General features: G+C 42.2%; 21 protein-coding genes and 2 tRNA genes. 11 read left to right on the top strand and 12 right to left on the bottom strand.

What is annotated here, in order from left to right; genetic code table 11:
* The first annotated feature begins 46 nt into the window (after positions 1–46).
* Positions 47–120 (top strand) — tRNA-Gln (locus tag G3M70_13580).
* A gap of 102 nt (positions 121–222) precedes the next feature.
* Here G3M70_13580 and G3M70_13575 read toward each other — a convergent pair.
* Entirely contained in the window at positions 223–648 is a 426-nt protein-coding gene (locus tag G3M70_13575) for a response regulator (GenBank protein ID QPJ62850.1), read from the bottom strand.
* Between the two features lie 82 nt (positions 649–730).
* The gene (locus G3M70_13570; GenBank protein QPJ62849.1) at positions 731–3,274 is read right to left on the bottom strand and encodes a PAS domain S-box protein; all 2,544 of its coding nucleotides are present in this window, start codon (positions 3,272–3,274) and stop codon (positions 731–733) included.
* Positions 3,275–3,951: 677 nt separating this feature from the next.
* Between G3M70_13570 and G3M70_13565 the strand changes: the two genes are divergently transcribed.
* The 8 genes from G3M70_13565 to G3M70_13530 all read left to right on the top strand — a co-directional run bounded on the left by G3M70_13565 (position 3,952) and on the right by G3M70_13530 (position 10,242).
* Positions 3,952–4,467 (top strand): hypothetical protein, encoded by a 516-nt coding sequence (locus G3M70_13565; GenBank protein ID QPJ62848.1) that lies wholly within the window; start codon positions 3,952–3,954, stop codon positions 4,465–4,467.
* A 223-nt stretch (positions 4,468–4,690) separates the two neighbouring features.
* A tRNA-Glu gene (locus G3M70_13560) sits at positions 4,691–4,762 on the top strand.
* Between the two features lie 293 nt (positions 4,763–5,055).
* Complete coding sequence (locus tag G3M70_13555) at positions 5,056–6,021, top strand: protein rep (protein ID QPJ62847.1); 966 nt, start codon at positions 5,056–5,058, stop codon at positions 6,019–6,021.
* Between the two features lie 26 nt (positions 6,022–6,047).
* Positions 6,048–6,380: a hypothetical protein gene (locus G3M70_13550; protein ID QPJ62846.1), complete on the top strand. Its 333-nt coding sequence runs from the start codon at positions 6,048–6,050 to the stop codon at positions 6,378–6,380.
* Between the two features lie 525 nt (positions 6,381–6,905).
* The gene (locus G3M70_13545) at positions 6,906–7,100 is read left to right on the top strand and encodes a hypothetical protein (protein ID QPJ62845.1); all 195 of its coding nucleotides are present in this window, start codon (positions 6,906–6,908) and stop codon (positions 7,098–7,100) included.
* A 452-nt stretch (positions 7,101–7,552) separates the two neighbouring features.
* Positions 7,553–8,812: a hypothetical protein gene (locus G3M70_13540; GenBank protein QPJ62844.1), complete on the top strand. Its 1,260-nt coding sequence runs from the start codon at positions 7,553–7,555 to the stop codon at positions 8,810–8,812.
* Positions 8,812–9,144 carry a DUF2523 domain-containing protein gene (locus tag G3M70_13535; GenBank protein ID QPJ62843.1) on the top strand — a complete coding sequence of 111 codons (333 nt, stop codon included), beginning with the start codon at positions 8,812–8,814 and terminating at the stop codon, positions 9,142–9,144. The genes G3M70_13540 and G3M70_13535 overlap by 1 nt, the downstream gene beginning before the upstream one ends.
* A 3-nt stretch (positions 9,145–9,147) precedes the next feature.
* Positions 9,148–10,242, top strand: coding sequence for a hypothetical protein (locus G3M70_13530; GenBank protein QPJ62842.1), 1,095 nt, complete (start codon positions 9,148–9,150; stop codon positions 10,240–10,242).
* Between the two features lie 58 nt (positions 10,243–10,300).
* Here G3M70_13530 and G3M70_13525 read toward each other — a convergent pair whose 3' ends face one another.
* On the bottom strand, positions 10,301–10,705 hold the full coding sequence (locus G3M70_13525) for a hypothetical protein (protein ID QPJ62841.1): 405 nt from the start codon (positions 10,703–10,705) through the stop codon (positions 10,301–10,303).
* A 61-nt stretch (positions 10,706–10,766) separates the two neighbouring features.
* Complete coding sequence (locus G3M70_13520) at positions 10,767–11,183, bottom strand: helix-turn-helix transcriptional regulator (protein ID QPJ62840.1); 417 nt, start codon at positions 11,181–11,183, stop codon at positions 10,767–10,769.
* Between the two features lie 373 nt (positions 11,184–11,556).
* On the opposite strand from G3M70_13520, the gene G3M70_13515 reads away from it, so the two are divergent.
* Positions 11,557–12,456: a tyrosine-type recombinase/integrase gene (locus tag G3M70_13515; GenBank protein ID QPJ62839.1), complete on the top strand. Its 900-nt coding sequence runs from the start codon at positions 11,557–11,559 to the stop codon at positions 12,454–12,456.
* Positions 12,457–13,146: 690 nt separating this feature from the next.
* Positions 13,147–13,605: a hypothetical protein gene (locus tag G3M70_13510; GenBank protein ID QPJ62838.1), complete on the top strand. Its 459-nt coding sequence runs from the start codon at positions 13,147–13,149 to the stop codon at positions 13,603–13,605.
* Positions 13,606–13,656: 51 nt separating this feature from the next.
* Here G3M70_13510 and G3M70_13505 read toward each other — a convergent pair whose 3' ends face one another.
* The 8 genes from G3M70_13505 to G3M70_13470 form a co-directional block, all read right to left on the bottom strand.
* Positions 13,657–14,526 (bottom strand): transglutaminase family protein, encoded by an 870-nt coding sequence (locus tag G3M70_13505; protein QPJ62837.1) that lies wholly within the window; start codon positions 14,524–14,526, stop codon positions 13,657–13,659.
* Between the two features lie 3 nt (positions 14,527–14,529).
* On the bottom strand, positions 14,530–15,270 hold the full coding sequence (locus G3M70_13500) for a peptidase (protein QPJ62836.1): 741 nt from the start codon (positions 15,268–15,270) through the stop codon (positions 14,530–14,532).
* Entirely contained in the window at positions 15,270–16,262 is a 993-nt protein-coding gene (locus G3M70_13495) for an alpha-E domain-containing protein (protein QPJ62835.1), read from the bottom strand. Before G3M70_13495 ends, G3M70_13500 begins: the two co-directional genes overlap by 1 nt.
* Before the next feature lie 57 nt (positions 16,263–16,319).
* On the bottom strand, positions 16,320–17,762 hold the full coding sequence (locus G3M70_13490; protein QPJ62834.1) for a circularly permuted type 2 ATP-grasp protein: 1,443 nt from the start codon (positions 17,760–17,762) through the stop codon (positions 16,320–16,322).
* 150 nt (positions 17,763–17,912) lie between these two features.
* The gene (locus G3M70_13485) at positions 17,913–18,866 is read right to left on the bottom strand and encodes a cation transporter (protein QPJ62833.1); all 954 of its coding nucleotides are present in this window, start codon (positions 18,864–18,866) and stop codon (positions 17,913–17,915) included.
* A gap of 34 nt (positions 18,867–18,900) precedes the next feature.
* Positions 18,901–20,208: a magnesium transporter gene (mgtE, locus tag G3M70_13480; GenBank protein QPJ62832.1), complete on the bottom strand. Its 1,308-nt coding sequence runs from the start codon at positions 20,206–20,208 to the stop codon at positions 18,901–18,903.
* Positions 20,205–21,047, bottom strand: a complete 843-nt coding sequence (locus G3M70_13475) for a magnesium transporter (protein ID QPJ62831.1) — start codon at positions 21,045–21,047, stop codon at positions 20,205–20,207. The genes mgtE and G3M70_13475 overlap by 4 nt, the downstream gene beginning before the upstream one ends.
* Entirely contained in the window at positions 21,037–21,879 is an 843-nt protein-coding gene (locus G3M70_13470; protein QPJ62830.1) for a mechanosensitive ion channel, read from the bottom strand. Before G3M70_13470 ends, G3M70_13475 begins: the two co-directional genes overlap by 11 nt.
* Positions 21,880–21,929 lie beyond the last annotated feature (50 nt).

Here is a 21,929-nt window from a genome sequence, read left to right as displayed (position 1 = left end):
AGAGTTTAGTGTGTCTTGCAGTCATCGTCAAAATAAAATAAAGCGCTCGGGAATCGTCTAACGGTAGGACGTCAGGTTCTGGACCTGAATGTTGGGGTTCGAATCCCTGTTCCCGAGCCAGCTTCAATACCCTCCCCTTTCAGGATCATTTCCTTCAAAGGGGAGTTTTTTTTGTAATTATTCTGAATGTGTGAAATGAAAGCACCCGAACCTAAATCATTTTCAAGGGTATTCATTGATGCCCCAGCTCTCATGCAAGGTTTTAATAATTCCCCTAAAGACCTCGAACTCTAATGGCTTAACAATATAGCCCGCAATATTAAATTCATGCGCTTTAAGAATATCTTTTTGGTCACTTGAAGTCGTCATTACATAAATTATACTGGTGTGCAGTTCCGGGTCTTTACGAACCTGCTCAAGAAATTCAAAACCATCCATTTTTGGCATATTTAAATCAAGGAGAATAATGCGCGGCAAATCTATTTTTTTTGCCCCGTTTTCCCCTCTTAACATATCCAGTGCCTCCAACCCGTTTCCAGCCACAAAGAGAGGGTTTGTTATATTATTTTTTTTTAAAGCCCTCTTTAAATTGAGGACATCAATCCCATCATCCTCAACCAGTAGAACGTTAATTGGCTTGCCTTCCATACTTTCACCCTTACATACCTTCAGTGAATTCTCTTATTCTATTAAATTAACCTGTCTGTTTCTAAAGTGCAAACTCTTCAAATCAGTCATAATAAGGAGTCACCTTGGGCCATGTGAAAGAAAACTGGCTTCCCTCTCCCATTATAGAGTTGACACTGATATTTCCGCCATAATGCTCCACAATCTTTTTTATAAGAGCCAAACCCAGCCCGGTATTCCTTGTTTTATCCCAAGGCTCCAGGGTTTGAAACATCATAAATATTTTATTAAAATATTCTTCTTTTATCCCTGGCCCGTTGTCACTAACAGAAAACTCGAAATATTCTTCTTTTTCAACACAGGTAATGTCAATTTTTCCATCTTTCTGGCCTGTATTGTGCTTTTTAGCGTTATCAATCAGGTTTTGAAAAACCTGGCTCATTCGAATTTTATCCGTTGCCAGCACAGGGAAGTCCCCTCGGCAAAAAACCTGAAACCCTTCAGGAAATTCAAGTAAATCCACAATTTCTTCGATCAGGTTTTTCACATCCACCGTTTCAATTTTGTTTTGGTTCCGTCCGGCACGGGAATAGGCCAGCAATCCGGTTATCATCACTTCCATTCTCTTGATACGGTCTTTTAATAATTGGAAGTTGCTTTCGACGCTTTCGGTATCATTATCTTTAATGTCTTCTAAAATTATTTCAGACAAACTGTGTATTCCACGAAGTGGCGCCTTTAAATCATGCGAAACGATGTAAGCAAACTGATTAAGTTCTTCTTCCTTACGTTTTCTCTCGGTAATGTCCCTGAAGGTAACAACGGCACCTAAAATGTTTCCATTGCGCATAATGGGGGTGGTTATATACTCTACGGGAAAACCAGAGCCATCCTTTTTCCAGAAATATTCATCCGAAATCAATTGAGTGTTTCCTTCTTTCAAAACCTTATAAATATTGCATTCCGTCACCGGGTATGGGCTGCCATCTGGCTTTTTGTAATGAATCATTTTGTGCTGTGGAACTCCAATCAAATCCTCAGCTTTGAATCCCAACATTTTGCCTGCGACTGAATTCATGAAAGTAGTTTTACCTTCCTTATCCAAACCAAATATCCCATCACCTACGGACTCTAAAATCAGATTGTTTTTTGCTGTGGTCACCTCGAGATCCTTCGTGAGGTTTTTCAGTTCATTTACACGAAGACGCTCCTTAAGAATCAAAAACCATATGGCCCCTACTGCAAAGGAGGTCAAGGCTCCAAACAACAATAGATAAATTGACACTGGAGATGATGTTTTATCTATAAAATGTTTTTTCGGCCAAAACTCGACATCCCAGGAAAGACCAGCCATTTCAAGCGATCTGCTTGTACGCCAGAAGGGTTCGTAATAAAAACCTTCCTCTCCACTAATATGGATCAGGTCGTCCATTTCATTAATTTTGAACGAGAAATTCTTTTGGAACGTCGGATCAAATATCTGATCCAGAAATGCTTTCAATGAAATCGCTGCAACAATAAAACCACCAAACCTTTCATTTCCGACCAGGGGGAATACCATTAAAAACCCTTTTTCTTTTTGTTTAAGCGCCATAACCGGAGTTATTAAAGGTAGATTTAGAAATTGCGATTTTTTAAAAGTATCTAAACGATTTTTATATTTTTTATTATCCAGCCCGACAATTCCCTCATTTCCTCCCAATGGAACGATCCGCCTCACTTTATAGTCTGTATCAACCCATGAAATGGCTCGATACTCCGAATAGTCATTTAAATATGCAAGAGCATCGAACTCCCATCCTTTATGCGAAAAACTTTCATTCCTTTTCCAACGATTGGCCATGCGAGCAAGGCTTCTAATTCTTGAATCCAGCTTTTCAACAAAATTAATCTTCAAGGCATCTATTTTTGAGTTCATTTCATTTCTAATTAATTTTTTCTCATGAATTGAATTCGCATAAAACAAAATCATAGAAATAAATAACAAACTGGTGCTCCATAAAAGGGGAACCCATCTCAACGAATTAAATCGCTCGGCAAAGTTGTTCCAGCCCAGGAAAACAGTCCCTGAACCAGCTATCAGGAATCCAACCGATGTGTGCAAGGCCATTCGGGTGAGCTGACCCCAGCCATAAGCCGTTTCGACTTTCATAAGATAGCCCAGGGTAGCGACTGAACTTAGCACAACTACAAATCCACCAAGAACGACAAAAGACATAATGGAAATAGGTCGTTTTCTAAGCATGCCTCCCAGAAACAAGCTGATCCCTATCAGGGAAAAACATAGCGCTGTATTGGGAGCCATTCTGCCGGGATACGCCGTTTTGACAGTAATGTAATGCTCCATAAACAGCTCATCAATGCCCAGGTTCCATTCAAAAACATATTCCAAAAGGGTAAGATCTCCCACAGTAAAAGCCAGAAATCCAAATATGGATGCAGGAACCCTTCGGTTCAGGTTCAACATCAATAACCCGGCTCCGCAGAATAAAAACCCAAGAGCCGTGTTGTATTGCATTGGAACAAAAGTAGGAAGGACTTGAATAAGGAGAGGAATTTTTAGATACCAACCGAGCAAAACGGCAACGGCTAAAACAATAGCAATAATCCCACAGGATACGGAATAGCGTGATTTGACAAAGGTCATATGTTTATTTTGGGCCAGATATAATAATCAAGTAATCATCCAGGTTATTTGCATACCCGATATTAATGAGATTAACCATTTAGCTATTGAAAACAAGCAATTATTGAATAACGATACAAATTTGGAATGCACCTTTCGACCAGGCTGATATTTTGACTAAAACAGTCTAATTATTCGAATTTATTAGACAACTCAACCATAGCCAGGCTGGAAAACCAAATTCCTCCATAAGGACCATGCCCTCAATTGGAAAACCTCGCACTTGCCCTGGAAAAACCTTTGAAATTTTATTCAATTATAAAAATATAGGTGAACATTTTAACCTGCCTTGACTTCATTAATTTCTAAAACAAAATAGCTGGTTAATATTCCTCTAAGTATTAGTCTCCCAAAATGAGGGGAAAATAAACCTTTGGAAGAATGATATTCAAATTGTTATCGGTTTTTTCTACAAATTCCTGGCATTAAATTAAGGGTTGAGTTTTTATATAATTGAGTAATAATTATGAAATATTAAAGTTATGGGAAATAGAAAACCTTTTTTCATTACGTAAGTCAAAAGCTCGCGGCTCCCTGCTCTTTAGACCTATTGCTCGACTATATTCAGGCCATTGAGCCAGAGCAAATTTTGATAATTCTTCTCCATCAAAGAACAACTTTCTCAGGAATTTTTCCGGATGAGCGATACTGAAACCTCTGATAGTGAAAGCAACAAACCTGCCATTAGAAACCCATTTTTGATTGCCCTGTGGTGCCCACTATATTTACTTGGGTTTGCCATCTGTACCGCAACGGACATGCTTTGGGTGGTCCTGTTTCTCATCATGACACTTGGGCTTTTATTTGCCTACGTGTCCGAATTTAAAATCCTGCCCGGTCTCTATGCCAATGAAGTGATTCATAAAGTCGCCGTGTCTTCATTGCTCGGTATCGTCTTCGGTTTTTTAATCGGGATTGGTATCCGCGCCATGATGGGGATTGACGAAGGAACGGATACTGGTGGAACCCTTTCGGGTGCAAATTATTTAGCCATTACATGGGCAGTAACAGCCATCCCCGGCTATATAGTCTGCGTGTGGCGAATCTCATCCGTAAATAAACGGGACCTTGAAGCGGAAAACCGGGAGCGGGAAGAAAAACGCAAGAACAGAAAAAAAGGCGGCCCGCCTATTATGGAGAAAGACGGTTTTTAGGCAAGCGTTCTGATTTTTTAAAAAATTCAGTGCGCTCAACCTCCATCACTCAACCCCTGTCCGTTAATTGAACAAAAAAAGACCGCCTCACTTCAACCCGTAAGGTGTCGTGAACGACCTTGGTTACTGTCACCTTCTCATCACCGGGTTTTTCGGCAATTCTCAAAATGAGACTGAAACGATTTTCTTTTAATGTGATATTATTTCTGAACCTACGACTCAAGGCCCCATCGTCTAGCGGTTAGGACACCGGCCTCTCACGCCGGGAACGGGGGTTCAATTCCCCCTGGGGTCATTTCTCCTTCTTCTTGTTTTGTTTAGAGTTACCTACCGCAGTAAATCAAAATTCAATTCTCAAAAAGCAAAATAGCAGTTGCCAAAGTGTTGCCTCGTGCAATAGCCGCTTACGGATTTCTCCCTCGCCGTTAAGCGGCTTTTTTTCTTCTTTTCCCTCGGACCAGAGCTACCCGAAAGCCAATTCCATGGGGAAAAGAGGGGCCAAGGGGCGCGCCCCGATCTTGGCGCGCGTAGCGCGCCTGGTCGGGGTTCGCCTTTACTTGATACATAGACAAACATTTTCCGAGTTCAGTGAAGTTTCGGGCAGGTAAAAGACTCCGCCGCAATTCTGATATTGGGGCTGAATTCATTCTATCGGGGATACCTAGATTGGAAAAATTGGGAAAAAGAATAATTGAGTGTGGGGCCTCTTTGGAGGTCAATCTCTACGACGGAAAGCCAAAAATCCATGCCCGAAGGTGTGGTTCCTTCTTTTGTGGGTTTTGTAATTCCATTCAGTTCCTTGGGGTTTCCGAAAGATTAGAACAGATCGACTTTCAGGACGGAAATTGCTATCGGTCCTTTTCTGTAACCGTTCCGAGGGTAGAAATTAAAGAAATGAAAAAAACACTTAATTCTATGGCTTTGTCCTGGAAGAAGTTTTCCGGTTCAAAATATTTCAAACACATTAATGGGTTCTACAAAAAGCTTGAGTTTGAAAAAAAGTTTTCAACCGTTAACCCTCATTTTCATGTTTTGGTTTCCCATCCGGTTATGGATTTGACTTTAAATAAGCGGTTTATTAATCGGATGGAAAAAGAAATCGACTTTACTACTTTTTCGCCACGTGATTGGAATCTCCATTATTTTTTTCTTTCCCAGGGCTTTTATTACGTCAAAACTTTTTCACTTATTCTTAAATTTTTTGGGTTTGGTCAGATCACTTGGATTCGGGAGCCTTTATCGAAAGGGGATCATGAAAAATGCAAAAAGGAATTAACTAAATACATCACGAAAAACGTTCATCTCGAAGGACAGGATTTAATAGATTTATGGGAACAAACTTTAGGTGTTAATAAATTTTCTTTTGGTGGTCGGTTTAGGAAGTTTAAAAAGACTTTTGTTTATGATTCAGAAGGGGAAAAAGCAGGTTTAATCGAAAGGATTGGTACGCCAGAGACTTTCGCCAAACACACATATGAAAATCCCAACGTAGACAATTTAAAGTTTCTAGAATTTCTTATCGAGCATCAATTTGTTTCAGAAGTTAATAATTAAACCAAAAACAACGAAAGGAATTAACTATGTTTAATTTTCAAGGACAAGTTCTTGCTGTTTCTCAGAATCCTGCTGGTAAAAACCCAACAACTGGTGATTCTTGGGAAGCTTCTAATCTTATCCAGGTAATGGCTGAAGAAAAACAACCGAGTGGGGAGAGTAGGCTTCAACTGGTGGATTTACGGGCGCCTATTGAATGGGGTTTACTCAATGAAATGGTTGGGAAGAAATTTATTTTTCCGGTCACCGGCATTAAAAAAGAAAGGCAGAAATATTTCTGCTATTTGTCTTGTAGGGGAAAAGAAGAAATTCTCGAAGTTAAAGAAACAAAAAAGCCAGGTGAACAAAAAGCTGCATAGCTTGGGTTTAAAGAATTGAAGGGTCTAATTTTGAAAGGGATTCTTAATTTTTAAAATTTGTTTTAATTTTTTTATTTTTGAATTTGGACTTTTCCCTTAAGTTTTTTTTGTCTTTTTGTTTTTTGTTTTTTGTTTTTTGTTTTTTCAGCTGTTTTTTAACAATTCGAATTTTTAATTCGAATTTTGAAAAATAGCAATCCGTTGGCAATTGTGCCTCTGCTTATTGGCATATTTAGTTATTTGGATTGGTTTTCCAGGTGAGGTTATGACTGATTTTTCCTTTGCTTTATTTTCAATTTATTTTCTCGGCTTTACGGTCGGGACCATTCTTAAAATGTTGGGGAAATAATGCCTACTTTTACTTTCGATTTGCCTCAAGCCCTGGAGGATCATACTGAACTGGGAATTGCATTAATAACTGTTCAACTAGTTCTCTTTGCCTTCCTCAAGGTCCGGAATACCTTGGGAAGGTAGTATTCACTTAATCCCATTTGGGAAATCTATCAAGAAAGGAGGTAAACACCGATGAAAAAATTTTTAAGTGTTTTGACGTTGGCATTTGTCATGATTTCAGTATCCCTGCCAGCTTGGGCCGTTCCTGTGTTTTCTGTGGACACCACCCAGGCGACTGAAGACGTGACGGCTGGCGGTATTGCAGTTCTAACCGTTTCTGCGCTGATGTTTGGTCTGTCTAAAATTCGCCAAATGCTTAAGGCGTAAAAAAGAGGGGGCCTTGGTCCTGGTTGATCCGGGCCATGGCTCCCCTCTTCCCTTTTAAGAGAAAATTATGTCCGAAACCGAATTATTAACGCAAGCCATCAATGAATTTTCAAATTTTCTTAGGGGAGAGGAATTCGTTTCTGTTCTTTTCTTCTTTCTATTTGTTATGGGGGTAGGCCATGGCAATCGCTAGATTAATAATGTTCCTTCTTTTTTTGATGGTTCCTCAGTTTTCTTTTGCTCTCATTTGTTCAACCTCGACTAGCGGATGGAATGAACACACTTATGGGTCCTGGGCGGCATTTGGGAATGCTGTTGTTAATTCCGATCCTGGTAGATCATGTGACAACTTGAATAGCGGCCCATATGGGAGTCCAGCAAGTTATTTTCATGTACCCACTACAACAGTGAGGAGGATTTTGTGTTCCGGTTGTCCTGCGGCACCGGCTTACATGGGAAAATTGACAGGCGGACACACTCAGGGCGGTGCCTATATTCAGGATGAACATGGCAATAAGCTATTTGATGACGGGACTTTCAATGAAGCTCCACCTGACCCGGGTGAAGAACTGGAAGACTTTATAACCAATGGAGAAGGAAATAATGAGGGGGGTGTTCCCTTCACCCCTCCACCTGGTGAAAACCTTCCACTGACCATGAGCGGGTGTAATCAGGTGAACTACAACCCCTCTTATATTAAGTGTGTCGGTCAGGATTCCGAGAGTCAACAATATGAGACGTATATCGAAATGGGTTCGGATGATCCGACTACTGTTAAAAATTTTTTACAGGATAAGAGGGATGATGGGCTTCTAGTCTTTGATATGCGGGATCGTGAATTTGAAACCCACGCGACGGATGTAACCAGTACAGACCCGTTTGCAATGATGATGGATGAACTTGGCGGGGCGTTCAATAAGACCCCTGGCGGCGGGAGTGGCGGCGGGAATGGCGGTGCTGTTGGTGATATTCATGTTTATTTTCCACCCAATAATTACGATGACACCCCTTATCAAATTACTGATGATATGAGGGACAATTTCATTGGCCCGGTTTTTACAGGTGGATCACATAATGATGCTGTTATTGATGGATTGATTGAGGTGATTGATCAGCTTATAGCTGATGGACCTTGGCAACCAAACCCATGTGTGAATGGTCAACTTTCAATCGGTGGTTCCTCTGTCAATATGGTTTTTGCTGACTCGAACGAACCTATTTGGAATATATCAGTTCATGGCCAGGAGGTAGGAGGGGTTCAACGTGGAGTAATTTCCCAGTCCGTGAATCAGCTATCCAATATCGGAGATTGCGGCGTTGTTACTGGTGATGAGGGTGGGGAAGGTGGTGAAGGTGTTCAATTGCCGGGTGGTGATGCTGAAGAAGCACCTGGAGGAAGTACCGGGTCAACCATTTTAAGTCAGGATGGATTTTATGTTCCTTCCTATCCAGCTGACACTACGTTTTCCATGATAATGCAAACTCATTATTCAACCTGGCAACAAGAGCCATTTATTCAAGCCATAAATTCATTTGTTCCCACCAATATGGGAAATTCCCTTCCCTCCTTTTCATTTGAAACAAACAGTTTTGGTACTGTCTCTTGGGACTTTAACAATTATTCTTCAGTTTTTGACATGATGGGGTATATCGTTCTGATTTGTTCAACGTACATGGGAATTAGAATAATAATCACTCGTGGGGGTGAGTAATGCCAGAAAATACCTTCGATATTGTTGGTTGGATTCAGTACGCTTTCGAACTATTCAAAAATATTATTTATGCCGTATTCAATGATCTTGTCGAGGTTTTAAATGATTTTGCTTTTTTTATTCTTGAACAAATGCTTGGAGTTTTTGACTGGGCAATTGGGTTAGTTTCTTCGTCGTTTCCCGACATAGGAGACGCACCAAACTGGTGGGCCGGTCTTTCACAAGAACTTCTCAATTTGGCAGGGTACATTCATATTGATACAGGGCTTGGGATAGTGATTGGAGCTCTTATTATACGACTTATTTTGAATTTCATTCCTTTCATAGGATAAATAATGCCCATATACGCATTCACTGGATTGATGGGAGCCGGCAAAACTTATCATAAAGTCAGGGATGTGATCATCCCGGCCATTAAAGAAAAAAGAAGAATTTACACAAACATTCCTTTGAGGTTAAACAACATTGAAACTTTCACTGATATTGAGATTTGTTCGACTACACCTCTCGTTACGATTATTGATGGTGAATTTATTAAAAAAATCCACCACCACCAGGAGGAATTGATAGGAGCTCTTGTTGTGATTGATGAACTACACACTTATTTTTATTCCGCGGATGCGATGTGGGACAAAACTCTTCTGGAATTTTTAACCTATTCACGGCATCACGGCATAGACGTTGTGTTTGGAACTCAAAATTTAGAAAACATAAATAAAAAATTCAGGAATTTGGTATCAAATGAATACCGTTTTCGAGCCCAATCCCATTTGGGATTCATAGGAAAAGGACGCTATAAAATGACCAAATATGTTGGAACCGCTGACAGTTATCAGGATCCGGAAATCAAACCAGAAGAAACAAAACATTCATATGATAAAGACGTTTTTAAATTTTATCATTCCGTTGAGCCTGGAGTTCTTAAATCAGTAGGGATTCCAAAACAACCTATTCCTCAGAATAATTCAGTAGCTCGATGGGGTGTATTTACCTTTGGGTGTTTATTATTAACGGGTTTTCTTTTATCTGGACTGGTATCTAAATTCAATGGTGGTGGTCCAGAAGTTGCCCAGGGCGAAGTTAACATTGAAGTTTCAGAAGTTCCTTCCAGTGGTCGCGGGTACGGTAGGCAAAAAGACGTTCCAATTCTGGATGTTGACGAAGAAATAACTGACGAGGAAATTATTGAATTATTCGACGTTGATCGGAGTCAACCAGGACATGATCTTCCAGTGGATCCGGAACCCGGCCGAATCTTTTTTGATGTCAAAGGCCGTGAGATGTTGTTGAAAGGAAAACATAAGGTTATGGGCAAACTTACCACCGGGGGAAGGGTGTTTGTAGTTCTCGAGGACAACGATGGGGCGCAATTCGATATTGAATTTGCGCCGCAAATGGCGGTTAAAGTGGGCCAGGTTTTGGACTTTTAGGGGTGGGGTTTCAAAAAGAATTCCCGGAGGCGGTAAGCCTCCGGGATTTTTTTTTGGTTTAAGACGGGATCTTGTCGAGATCTCGAGGATATGCTTCAACCTCATCAAAGCATTCACAAATTAAATTGCGGTCCGCGGCTTCCTCCATTGCGTTGTTGAATCTTTCCCATGGCCACGGTATGAACGATCTTAAGTGGTTATAAGGGATTCCTGTTACCCAATCCTCCGTGTTCTTCGTCAAGTAATCTTCGTAATGTGAAATTGTTTTAACCAGGTACCTGCAATCGTCTGAGATCGGGAAAAGTTCTATCTGTTCACCTTTCATTGTTACCTCCAGTCGTGGTTGACCCACCCAACGACCGCCCGGCCGCAGGGGGGAAAGATTTTGGAACTCTTCATCAAAAAGAGTCCAATCTTTCTCCCCTGGCCGGGTTCCGACATTCTTGATTTCAACGAGGCGCATCACTCAAGGGGCATGACAAAGTTTCTTCCTTTGGCGTGACCCTTGAGCACCTTTAAATGGATCAGTTTTGCTGGTGTTTTTTTTTATTGCTGGTGGGTGTGTCGAGGCGGGCTTTTAGTTCGGCGATCTCAGCTTTTTGTTCTTCAATGGTCTGTCTGTCACGGTCTCGATCTTCTAGTAAAAGCTTCAATAACAATTCCTTTTCCTCCCTGGATAGTTCCTCTAGCCGGGAATCCTTATTCGACATATTGGGAGAAACAATATCATCTGTCGGATTAAATTTACAGTTGAGCGCTTTTTCAATCCATTGGATAGTTTTTATAGTTGGTTGTGACTGGCCCTTTTCATACCTGCCGATCGATTGGTGATGGCCCTTCCCTCCTAACTCTTTGATTTTTAAGGCTAAATCCCTCTGAGAAAGACGCTTTTTCAATCTTTCAAGGCGAAGCCAATCCCCAAAATTATTTTTTTTGCTCATAATAGTTGACAAAACTCTCAAAATTGATAATATTGGAGTGTTCTAAGGCCTTGTTAGTTAATTAAATACCTTGAAAAAAATTAACATGACAACATATCACAATCCTCTTGAATCTTCTTCTTACTCCTCCCGTTCCGCTCCTTCCTACGTGCTAGAATCCGCCGCAAAATCCAAATTCAATTGGGAGGGCGATTCAATGCCAACAGTTCTAAAAGGTCTCCCCATCCGTCTTAAACAACGCGCTGATGGGGAGGAATGGTGGTACCTGGCTAAAAGAAATAACGGACGTTTTTATGGGCAATGCCTCAATGCCAGGAAAGAAGAAATCGATAAACTTTTAATCAACTTGGGTAGCGAACTTGAAAAAATCAAAATGGGTGAAATTCCCAGCCGGTCGAGGAAAAAAGTTAAAAACCTTGAGAAAGAATATTTTTCATGGATGTTCAAAAACAAATCGGAAGACGTTCAGGAATGGAACACGGGCGCCTGGAAAAAAAGGCTTAATCCCTTTTTTGGTGAATTATTTCTTAAAGAAGTTACCCAGGAAAAAATCTTTGAATACCGTGATATCCGTGAAAGCGATGGTTCTAAAAAAAGCACCATTTCAAAAGAACTTCGCACACTAAAAGAAGCAATCCAACTTGTTGATCCCTCCTTTACACTTCCCGAAAAAATAAAATATAAAAATACTGGTAAGAAAGCGGATAAAGCGCCAACCCTTGAACAAGTTCAAGAGGTTGGTTCCCTCATGGCTCAACACAGAAATCATGCTTCCCTTTTTCGTGCTGTCTACATTGTTCAAGCCGGAACCGGTTTAGATACCAGTGACATTTTGACGGACACTCAAGGCGGTAAAAGAAAAGGTCTTACTCGTAAAAACATTAAACTCGCAGAAGGTGTAATCCGGAAAGAAAGAGGTAAAACCTCTAAGCCCGCCAACATCCCCATACTGCCATTCGTGCGAGAAGTACTCCAAGCCCTGCCGTTTCCCCTAGAAACGTCTCAGTTTCTATTTGAGGGGCCGATAAGGGCTTACAACGTTTCTGTTCAAAGAAACTTTAAAAGAATCGGAGCTGGGGGATTTGGTTCCAAGAGTCTCCGCCACTTTGTGACCTCTACACTTTTCAATTCCGGAGCGGATTGGGAATGGATTCAAGCAGTACTCGGCCACGAGCCCGGATCAAGAAAAACTGCTGATTATGTTCACGTTGATCTGGAGATTGCGAAAAAAAGGTTTAAGAAAGCCTTCAAAAGTTGCCAAACGATTGCCTAGGTAAAATCAAAAATGATGGAAACTCAAAAAAAACAAGAAATTAAAATTAAAGTAACCGTTCTCTCACGCCGGTAACGGGGGTTCGATTCCCCCTGGGGTCACCAAATTCAAATCCAATAAAATCCTAGGAAGTCCATAAACCCATAGAAATATGGGTTTTTTATTGCCTAATCGTCTATTGGGAGCTTATGGCAACCCCTGGCAACATGGGACAATATTGGGGGCAACTGTTGATTTTCGAAAATGAGTTGCCTCCATGGCTTAAACCAATACTTCCATCCGAAACGCCAAACCCGGAATCAAAACCAGGAAACATTTTGATGCACGGGGTTTGTATCTGAAAATTTCAAAAAGAGAGCGTCGAGACGACGCACTGGAACTTGTCGCAAATGGTCTTGATCCAAGTGAAAATCTAAAAGCAAATCTGAGGCCCTATCTTTAATTTAAACATCAAAATTTTCTGCGCATCCTTTTCCTTACTTTAGAAAGCTATTTCAACGTTTTTCACTTTCAGCATTAGTTTACCTCCAATAACCACCTGCTTAATATCGGTTTACGCCGCTAGCCCTGCCCCCATGCAAATGATATATTTTACGCGTGGTCTTGATTGACCCCTCTAGCCCTTGATTGGGATGTTAAGGCTTGAATGCCAAAAGTTGCACGGCAAACTTTTAACAGACAGGAATCGCCATGCCAGGAAAATCTCTCACCTTTCATTCAACTGTCCTCCACAAAAGCATTCGGGAAACTGACTCCACTTTTAATCAGTACCTGAAGTCTCTGGACACCATCAGCAACGACATCCGGAATCTGGAAAACTACCTTCGGGAAAAGGGAGTCACCCACAATTTTTCCTATTTCGCCGGTTCATACCTTCCGGAAGAAAAAGCTTCCTTTATTACCTGGAGGTACTGCGAATCTGCAAAAAAGTATCGATTGTTTTATACGGTAATGGTCTGGAACGATCCGGATGATGAGTTTAACAAGCCTACTCAAGAAAGCATCGAATGGGAAAAGCCCTTGATAGAAACAGAATCGGCCATCCGCATGAGCGTATTCCCTGCCCTGCCAGAATTCATCAAGTCATTGGCAGAGGAAGTGAAAGTCCTGCAGAGGAAGGCGGTTGTTTCAATTCTTGGAACATCCTGAATAAAAAAACAATATGAAATAACACGGTCAGGCTTTTCCGTTCCCAACTATTTATCCAGGGAAAACAAAGTCTGATTTCACCTCTTCCATAGTGATATCGAACTCCAGGGTAGAATCAGCTCCCGTCCCGCGATAGCTCCCTGAAGTTGGGGCAGTTAAAACCGGGTCCGGGCTCGATGCCAGCGCCACATGATGGTCAGCAACTGCTAGCCCAATTGTTGGGTCGTACCCGCGCCATCCTCCTCCCGGAAGGAAAACCTCAGCCCAGGCATGCAACTGCCGATTCGAGAACTCCTCATCTCCGTAAAAATATCCGCTTGTAAACCGGGCAGGCAATCCCAATGAACGACAGGCATCCATAAACAGCACCGTGACATCCCGGCAGGCCCCTTTGCCAGTTTGTAGCAATTCATCCGGGCTGTGTGGTTCACCGGTTGGCCGCAACACTCTTTCTATCATTTCATGAATCTGCGAGCACAATGCCCCCAGAAAGGCTACCGTATCAAAATCAACTTCTTTTAAAATATTTTCGGCGAATGAATTGACCTTGCCAGACACCTCACTTCTAAACAGATACGGCTTAAGAGAAACTTCATAAGGTCCCGAAACCTTCGCTGGTAACTTGCTAAATTCCGGATCTCCCAAAATATAGTCGAAAGGGTTTTCATGAAGAGTCTCAACAAAAGAAGTGGTGTCTATCTTAAAGGAGGTGCGTGTTTCATTGAACCAGACATAAGAACCTGAGTTTCCGTCAAGATCAATCAGGTCGGTAATTCCAGATGGCGGGACATCATAATCATTTTTAAATTCAAGAAGCCTTTGGGTGCAATCCGAGCGAGGTCGCAACCGCACAATCATCGGCTCAATAAAAACGGGCCTGGAATAGGTAAACTCGGTCTTGTGCTTTATGTAAAAAAACAAACGTTAGCGGCCGGGGATGGTGTTAAAGGGTGCCAACACATTATTAGTCCAACTGGCGGGTAATTCCTCAAGAGAAGACCTGAGTCTTTCCCTCCACCAGGCGCAGACCTCTTCCAGGTCATTTTTTTCATACTGATATTCAATGATCTTATATGAATCTTTCGGATAATAAACAACATCAATGGGAAAACCCACATCTGTTGCACTTCGCCTTGTGGCATCGAAGGCAAGGAACCCGACCTTTAGTGCTGTGATGGGGCTGGAAGCATAACACAACCCCAGATCCAATATAGGCTTTCCATAACTACCCTCGCCTATTATCTGATAGGGAGTCTCCTGCGTGACCTCAATCCAGTTCCCCTGGGGGTAGACCAGATAAAGTTTATGCTCATCATCTTTCTCAAGCTGTCCCCCAATAATGGAATGAAGATTAAAAGACAATCCACTGTCTTCAATTGCCGGTTTGTCCTCCTCTGCAACTTTCCTTATTTGCTCTGTAAAATGGTTTACCGCCTTGTAAAGTTTTTCAAATTTTTCGTCCGTTTCACAGAGGGCCTCCTCAAAATAGGTTAGCGCTTTATCTCGAACGGATCGCAGGCCTGAGGTCATTAGAAACAAACTATGGTTTTCTTTTTGATGCACGGTCACTTTGCGGGCAAGCGTTTGTTCCGTCCCGCTTGTGATCCTGGAATCGGATATTGCAACAATTCCACTCTCTATTTTCATTGCTACACAAAAAGTCATTACTGAACCTGAGCTCCTATTGAACTGGAATCTGACACCTTTTTTAAAGCGAAAAAGTTTTCGTGAATTTCTTCGCCCACAGTATTCAGATCATATTGGATTCCATCCAGAAACTGATGAAGGCCAATGTCCATTACTTCATCAATATGAGAATAGTTAACTTTTCCTTTAAGTTTTCCCATAAGCCTGTAAAGGGAACTGCTACTGGATAACTCGTCAGACGCCCCATAAATTTTGGACAAGGACTGCTCTGCGTGGTTGATACAATATAGTACAGAACGGGGGAAAACGCGGTCAAAAATAAGAAAATCGACAATATTATTTGAACTGATAAGGTTGAAACGTTTTCGATACATCTCCAGTGAACTTGTTGATTTTAAAAGGGCTGTCCATTGAACATTGTCCAATGAAGAACCGACATAGTCCACTCTCGGTAAAATAATAAAGTACTTCACATCCAGTATTCGGGAAGTCTTGTCCGCTCTTTCCAAATAACGCCCAAGCTGGGAAAAATGCCAGGCCTCTCCATGCGCCATTGTGGAATACGCAATCCCAATAATAAGGTGGCAACTCATTTTAATATCGTAATAAAATTTGTGAGGACTTCTTCCCGCTTCCTCATCTGCTCCGGGTTCTGCAATCCCAAGGTAAAGGTTGTTTATTTTTTCCCACATTTCCGAAGGAATGATTTCTCTTACCGATCGGGCATTTTCCCGAGCCGCCGTGAGACAGGAAGTGATGGAATGTGGATATTTGTTATCAAAGGTATGAAAGAAAATTACATTTTCCCTGGTGTAATCACCAATATTTTCTGTGAAGTATTTTGCATCTCCGGTAATGTCCACCAGAGGTTTCCATGCATTCGGGTCTTTTCTCATCGAGGGAAGGTCAAGAAGCATGTGGAGTTGGGATTCGATAATACGGGCCGTATTTTCAGCACGCTCCAAATACCGGTTCATCCAATACAAGGCATTAGCTACCCGACTTAACATATCTTTTGCCTTGAAAAGTGTTTATAGTGCATTACAAGTTTCAGGGTTTCCACCATGTCAAATACCGTCATCCGCCATCACCCAGGTATCCTTGCTGCCACCTCCCTGCGAAGAGTTGACAACAAGAGAACCTTTCTTAAGAGCCACCCGGGTGAGTCCTCCCGGAAGAACATAAATATCTTCCCCATAAAGAACATAGGGACGCAAGTCCACATGGCGACCTTCAAAATGGTCTTTTACCATTACGGGAACTCGAGAAAGCTGAATAACCGGCTGCCCTATGTAGTTTCTTGGCTCGCGACGGATGTTGTCCACCATTTCCCTTTGTTCCTTTCGGGTAGAGCTCGGACCAATCAACATTCCATACCCCCCCGATCCGTGAGTTGTCTTGACTACAAAGTTTTCGATATTTTCAATGACATGTTGTTTTTCTTTTTCATTTTCACATACATAGGTCGGGACATTCCGAAGTACAGGTTCTTCTCCTGTATAGTATTTTATTATCTTGGGTACGAACGAATAAATCGCCTTGTCATCAGCTATTCCAGCCCCTGGAGCATTCGCCAAAGCAACCTTACCCTCCCGGTAGGATTTCATAATTCCAGGCACACCAAGTAAGGAGTCAGAATTAAAAACCGTTGGGTCCAGATACTCATCGTCTATTCTGCGATAGATTGCGTGGACCCGTTCAAAACCTTTAGTTGTTCTCATATACACATAACCATCCTGAACAACCAGATCCTGGCCCTCCACCAATTCTTCTCCCATTTGCTGAGCCAGGAAAGAGTGTTCAAAATAAGCAGAGTTATATATACCGGGAGTTAAAATCGCGATATTGGGTTTTACAATGGAATCAGGAATCAAATTTCGCAGGGTGTTTGCCAGCCTGCCTGAATAATCGTCGACGGGGCGTATTGGAAGGGCTTCAAAAATAACAGGCAAAGTCTGCTTCATTACCCGGCGATTTCCAAGAACATAAGAAACCCCTGAAGGGCACCTGAGATTATCTTCCAGAACATAAAATTCGCCGTCTTTGTCCCGAACAAGGTCAATGCCACTCACATGGCACCATATGTCTTTGGGTGGTTTTAAACCCACACACTCCTTGCGAAAGGCAACAGAAGAAAAAATCAATTCTTTTGGAATAACTCCATCATTCAGGATCTTTTGGTCATTGTAAATATCATTAATAAACTGGTTCAATGCGAATACCCGCTGTTTCACACCTCGCTCAATTAAACTCCAATCTTTGGCAGAAATAATTCGAGGCACGATGTCAAAAGGGAATATTTTTTCCAGGCCTTTATTGTCACCGTAAACACTGAACGTGATTCCCATCTGCTTGAAGGCGGCGTTCGCAGACTTCCTCCTGTTTGTCATTTCAGATTTGGGAAAGGAATTGATCCTTTTGATCAGCCTTTCAACTTCGGGGCGGGGCGTTCCAGGCTTGAGGAAAAATTCATCAAAAAAATTTTCTGGATCATAATTTTCAAAGTTCATACGACCTCGTAAAAAGCTTTCTTATTGTAACAAGAATTGTCGACATTTGAACTTGCCCTGTTTTCTTATCAGTAAAACATAAAATTTCTACAAATAAGTTATTAACAATATTTCAAAAAACCATGGGTTAACCTCCTAAAACGGAAAAACTCATGACTGCTCATCTTCCTGATGCAGGGACTGATCAACCCGGTGCCCCTTCAAGCTTTGGACCTCAATAAAAATCCGCTTAATCTGAACAAATCTCTGTTTAATCCTCTGTTCCAGAAGTGAGGTGGTTTTTTCAATTTCTTCTGAAGATATTTTGTCAATAAAATCCAGGCTGATGGTTAGCAGTACGTCGTGCGGTCCGAAATGTAATGTCAGGATTTCATTAATATGAAGGATACGAGAATCGGAGTTTAAAATGCCCCGGATTTCTGACTCAATTTCTTTATTGGCTGATTCCCCTATCAGCAACCCCTTGCATTCATAGGCCAGCAAGGCAGCGGTTGTCGCAAGAATCAGCCCTACCAGAACAGATCCAATCCCGTCAAATAATGGAAGATTGAATTTCTCGCTGACAAAGATACACACTCCCGCAACAATAAGACCTAAAAGCGCGGCTGAATCTTCAAAAAGAACGGTGAATATCGCAGGGTCCTTACTTTTCCTGATAGCCTGAACCCACCCCTGGTTTCCTTTGACTTTTCGAAACTCAAAAACAGCAACGCCCAATGCAGCCCCCTCAAACAACAACGCGAGCCCAATCACAATATAATTTATTGTGGGGTCTTTGATGGGATGTGGTGATTGAATTTTTGAGATTCCTTCATAAATCGATATTCCCGCTCCCAATCCAAATATCAAAATTGCAACCACAAAACTCCAGAAGTAAACCTCCATCCCGTAACCAAAAGGGTGGGACTCGTCCGCTGCTTTTTTTGAAGATTTGAGACCATATAAAAGTAAAAACTGATTTCCTGTATCCACAACAGAATGGATCGCCTCACTGAACATCGTAGAACTTCCCGTGTAGGCTGAAGCCCAGAACTTGGAAATAGCGATCAACCCATTTCCCGCCAAGGCCGCGTAAATTACTTTTTTAGAGGATGGAGATGCCATTGAAACTTAAGCCAAAGAAAATTAAAAAATCGAATTAAAGATACTTTGAAAGCACGGTGGCGGTACCAAGGAAAGAGAAGAAACCCGCAACATCTGTGACTGTGGTTAAAATTATTGATGAAGCCGTAGCCGGATCCTGCCCAACCCTTGTCAGGACAACGGGAACCAGTGCTCCCGCCAACCCTGCCAGTACCATGGAAACAATCATTGAAACCCCGATGACAAGAGTCAACCCAACAGAATGGCTCCAGACATACACCCCCAGGCACGTGGTCATACATATTCCTATCCCATTAATAGCCCCTACCTGAACTTCTTTGAGTGCAACGGGGAGCCATTGACGAACCGTAATTTCTCTTAACGCAAGCCCCCGCATGGTGACCGCAAGAGCCTGGGAACCTGCGTTACCGCTTTGTCCCGCGACGACGGGGAGAAGCACAGCCAGTGCTGTAAATTGAGCAATCAAGTCTTCAAAAAAACCTACCACTGCCGCTGCAAGAAAAGCTGTCACTAAATTTATCTGCAGCCAGGGTTGCCTTTTCTTTACTGCAAGCGACACTTTGGAAAGGGCCCTTTCATCCCCTCCCGCACCAACCATGGTCAAAAGATCCACAGTGGCTTCTTCCTCAACAGCCTGAATTAATATGTCGTGTCGAATAACACCAATCAAACGTCCTGAAATATCAACAACAGGAAGATTTTCAAGTTTATGTTTTTCCAATGCTTCAACAACATCTTCGCGAGGCACCAGAGTATCGACCATTGTCTGGATGGGTCGCGCCACATTTTTTAAAAGAGATTTTGAATCAGCCAGAATCAGGTCTTGATATTCGACTCGACCTGTTAAGCGATGTTCCTCGTCTACAAGAAAAAGATTGCGGGAGGGCCGGGTTTTGAGACCACGCAAGCGTTCAATACTTTCTTGTACCGTCATGTCGCCGCGAAAGGTCCCTATACGGGTGTCCATCAGGCGTCCAGCAGTGTTTTCCGGGTACGCCATCATGCGTTTTAATTCAGATTTAACGGATTTTGACAAAAGTCCAAGCCAGTTTTCACGCTCTTCGTCCTCGCATTGACTTAGAACAGCAGCGCAAAAGTTTGGAGCTAGTTCAGTTAAAAAGCTCTTCAGCAAACTTTTATCAACTTCACGCAGGTAGGTCACAGCATTTTCTGTTGTGAATTGTTCCAGAAGAGGCACAATTACGGAAACGGGATGACTTGAAAGAACATCAACAACCTCTTCAACAGACAAGCTTTCCAGATATCTTGCCGCCTGACGTGAATGCTGTTTTATAAAATTGGATTGAAGTGCATGGGCCACAGACTCGGAATTTCCACTCATCGGTTTCTTTGCCCTGGTTTTCTCTGTTTATATGGGATTGCCGCCAATGTCTGGGTAAACAGAGTCAAACATGATGTATACATAGGAATCAATCCTGATAGAAATGATTCTATAACCATCCCCTGGTTATCAACTTCACCCAGTCCTTCGCGCAACCTTTTATGGCTGATTAAACCCTCAATCTGATTGCGGAAATTCACAATGGGTAAGACCGCATTTTGATTCCACCCGGAATGCCATTTAACAGAGGCCAAAGTGGCCTGGACAGGCAGAGAAACATAAAGAGGGTCCAGTATTTCGGTAACACGCACTTCATTTGAAGTGCTGATCAGCTTTGAAATAGCCACCCCGCCGCGAAAAACCCCTTCTCGATTCACAACACACAAATGATGAGCAAGGTGGTCACTGAGATTACGCGCCAAAACCAGTGACTCCTCCACGGTGGCCTCCTCTGGCACACTTGGAATAAATGTATCCATCCAGGCCCCCAGTGTATTTGCAGGATAGATCATTTGTTTTCGGGCTTCCCGGTTTTTGGATTTTGTAAAACAACCTAGAATTGCAACTCTCGCAGGACGGTCTAGTGCTTTAAGTAAAAGGGCGGACCGGTATGAAGGCAATATTTGAAGCATCTCGGCGGCAGACTCAGGCTTCATTTTATTTAAACATTGCGAAGCAAACCATGGCATTAAGGACCCCAGAACCATGGCCGCATCCTGAGGAGATATCGATTCCAGAAAAGCAGCGGAGTCATCCAGCGGCAAGCTCTCCAAAACCCGGGCGGAATCCACAGGTCTCTCTTTTATATAAGCGGATGCCAGAAAAGATTTATCTTTCATTGTTGTCTTCCATAATCAGAAGGCAGGTAGATTTTTCATTAAACAATTTTGCAGGAATAACCATCCGCCCATCTTTTGTTTCCAGGATAATTGAGGTAGGAGTTATTTCCAGAATAATTCCTTCTGAACCGTCCATTCGAATTCTTTGACCAGGCTTGTATTGTTGTTGAAGATAATGGGAACCAATCAGGTTACTGACAAAAGTCTTCGACCCCAGCCCAAAAGCCAGTGCCAGACTGCCCAACAAGGCCCCCACTGTCACCCCGATCATATTCGCTAAAAAGGAAACATTAATGCCTATCTGATTTAGCCCCATGACAACGGTTGATACCAGTGTTGCAACCTGGGCAATCAGTCCATAGAGCTTATTTTCCGGGAGTTGTGCAGATTCTGCGGCGGCATTTGTCAAATCACGAGCAAGGAAACTAAAGAGAACACCTGCGCCAATTATGATTCCCCCGGCAAGAAACGTGGGCAAATAATCCACCACATCATCTAGCCAGTCCGTTATCGCCTCCAACCCCAACGCGTGGGCGGCAAATTTGACAAAAAACAAAAATACCGCCCAGAAAACCACCTTGCTGAACAAAGAAATAATGGGACTGGAGAAAGTCAGTTTGGCGAGGCCACCCCGTCTCAACATAGTATTGAGAACACGATTAAGAAAAGCAGCTAATCTCGCTGTTCCTCTTTTAAATAATCCAGATACAAACCAACCCAGGGCCAATAAAAGTGCAGCACCTAAAAGGTTGGGAAGAAAATCGATAAACTCTTTTATTAAAGGAAAACCCGAATCTTGTACTTCTTGGGACCATTGCTTCAAGATTTCCATATAGTCACCTGATAGACCCAAAAAGATTTTTTAATTTAATACTCCTTCAA

This window comes from Candidatus Nitronauta litoralis (genome assembly GCA_015698285.1).
GTDB classification, from domain to species: domain Bacteria; phylum Nitrospinota; class Nitrospinia; order Nitrospinales; family Nitrospinaceae; genus Nitronauta; species Nitronauta litoralis.
The sequence above is the reverse complement of the archived record's forward strand: the minus strand, read 5'-3'. Positions and strand labels throughout refer to the sequence as shown.

What these genes read in the sequence shown, in the direction of transcription:
- G3M70_13575 (QPJ62850.1), bottom strand. Translation starts at nt 648, where the DNA reads ATGGAAGGCAAGCCAATTAACGTTCTACTGGTTGAGGATGATGGGATT.
- G3M70_13570 (QPJ62849.1), bottom strand. Translation starts at nt 3,274, where the DNA reads ATGACCTTTGTCAAATCACGCTATTCCGTATCCTGTGGGATTATTGCT.
- G3M70_13565 (QPJ62848.1), top strand. Translation starts at nt 3,952, where the DNA reads ATGAGCGATACTGAAACCTCTGATAGTGAAAGCAACAAACCTGCCATT.
- G3M70_13550 (QPJ62846.1), top strand. Translation starts at nt 6,048, where the DNA reads ATGTTTAATTTTCAAGGACAAGTTCTTGCTGTTTCTCAGAATCCTGCT.
- G3M70_13545 (QPJ62845.1), top strand. Translation starts at nt 6,906, where the DNA reads ATGAAAAAATTTTTAAGTGTTTTGACGTTGGCATTTGTCATGATTTCA.
- G3M70_13540 (QPJ62844.1), top strand. Translation starts at nt 7,553, where the DNA reads ATGGGAAAATTGACAGGCGGACACACTCAGGGCGGTGCCTATATTCAG.
- G3M70_13535 (QPJ62843.1), top strand. Translation starts at nt 8,812, where the DNA reads ATGCCAGAAAATACCTTCGATATTGTTGGTTGGATTCAGTACGCTTTC.
- G3M70_13530 (QPJ62842.1), top strand. Translation starts at nt 9,148, where the DNA reads ATGCCCATATACGCATTCACTGGATTGATGGGAGCCGGCAAAACTTAT.
- G3M70_13525 (QPJ62841.1), bottom strand. Translation starts at nt 10,705, where the DNA reads ATGCGCCTCGTTGAAATCAAGAATGTCGGAACCCGGCCAGGGGAGAAA.
- G3M70_13520 (QPJ62840.1), bottom strand. Translation starts at nt 11,183, where the DNA reads ATGAGCAAAAAAAATAATTTTGGGGATTGGCTTCGCCTTGAAAGATTG.
- G3M70_13515 (QPJ62839.1), top strand. Translation starts at nt 11,557, where the DNA reads ATGGGTGAAATTCCCAGCCGGTCGAGGAAAAAAGTTAAAAACCTTGAG.
- G3M70_13510 (QPJ62838.1), top strand. Translation starts at nt 13,147, where the DNA reads ATGCCAGGAAAATCTCTCACCTTTCATTCAACTGTCCTCCACAAAAGC.
- G3M70_13500 (QPJ62836.1), bottom strand. Translation starts at nt 15,270, where the DNA reads ATGACTTTTTGTGTAGCAATGAAAATAGAGAGTGGAATTGTTGCAATA.
- G3M70_13495 (QPJ62835.1), bottom strand. Translation starts at nt 16,262, where the DNA reads ATGTTAAGTCGGGTAGCTAATGCCTTGTATTGGATGAACCGGTATTTG.
- G3M70_13490 (QPJ62834.1), bottom strand. Translation starts at nt 17,762, where the DNA reads ATGAACTTTGAAAATTATGATCCAGAAAATTTTTTTGATGAATTTTTC.
- G3M70_13485 (QPJ62833.1), bottom strand. Translation starts at nt 18,866, where the DNA reads ATGGCATCTCCATCCTCTAAAAAAGTAATTTACGCGGCCTTGGCGGGA.
- mgtE (QPJ62832.1), bottom strand. Translation starts at nt 20,208, where the DNA reads ATGAGTGGAAATTCCGAGTCTGTGGCCCATGCACTTCAATCCAATTTT.
- G3M70_13475 (QPJ62831.1), bottom strand. Translation starts at nt 21,047, where the DNA reads ATGAAAGATAAATCTTTTCTGGCATCCGCTTATATAAAAGAGAGACCT.
- G3M70_13470 (QPJ62830.1), bottom strand. Translation starts at nt 21,879, where the DNA reads ATGGAAATCTTGAAGCAATGGTCCCAAGAAGTACAAGATTCGGGTTTT.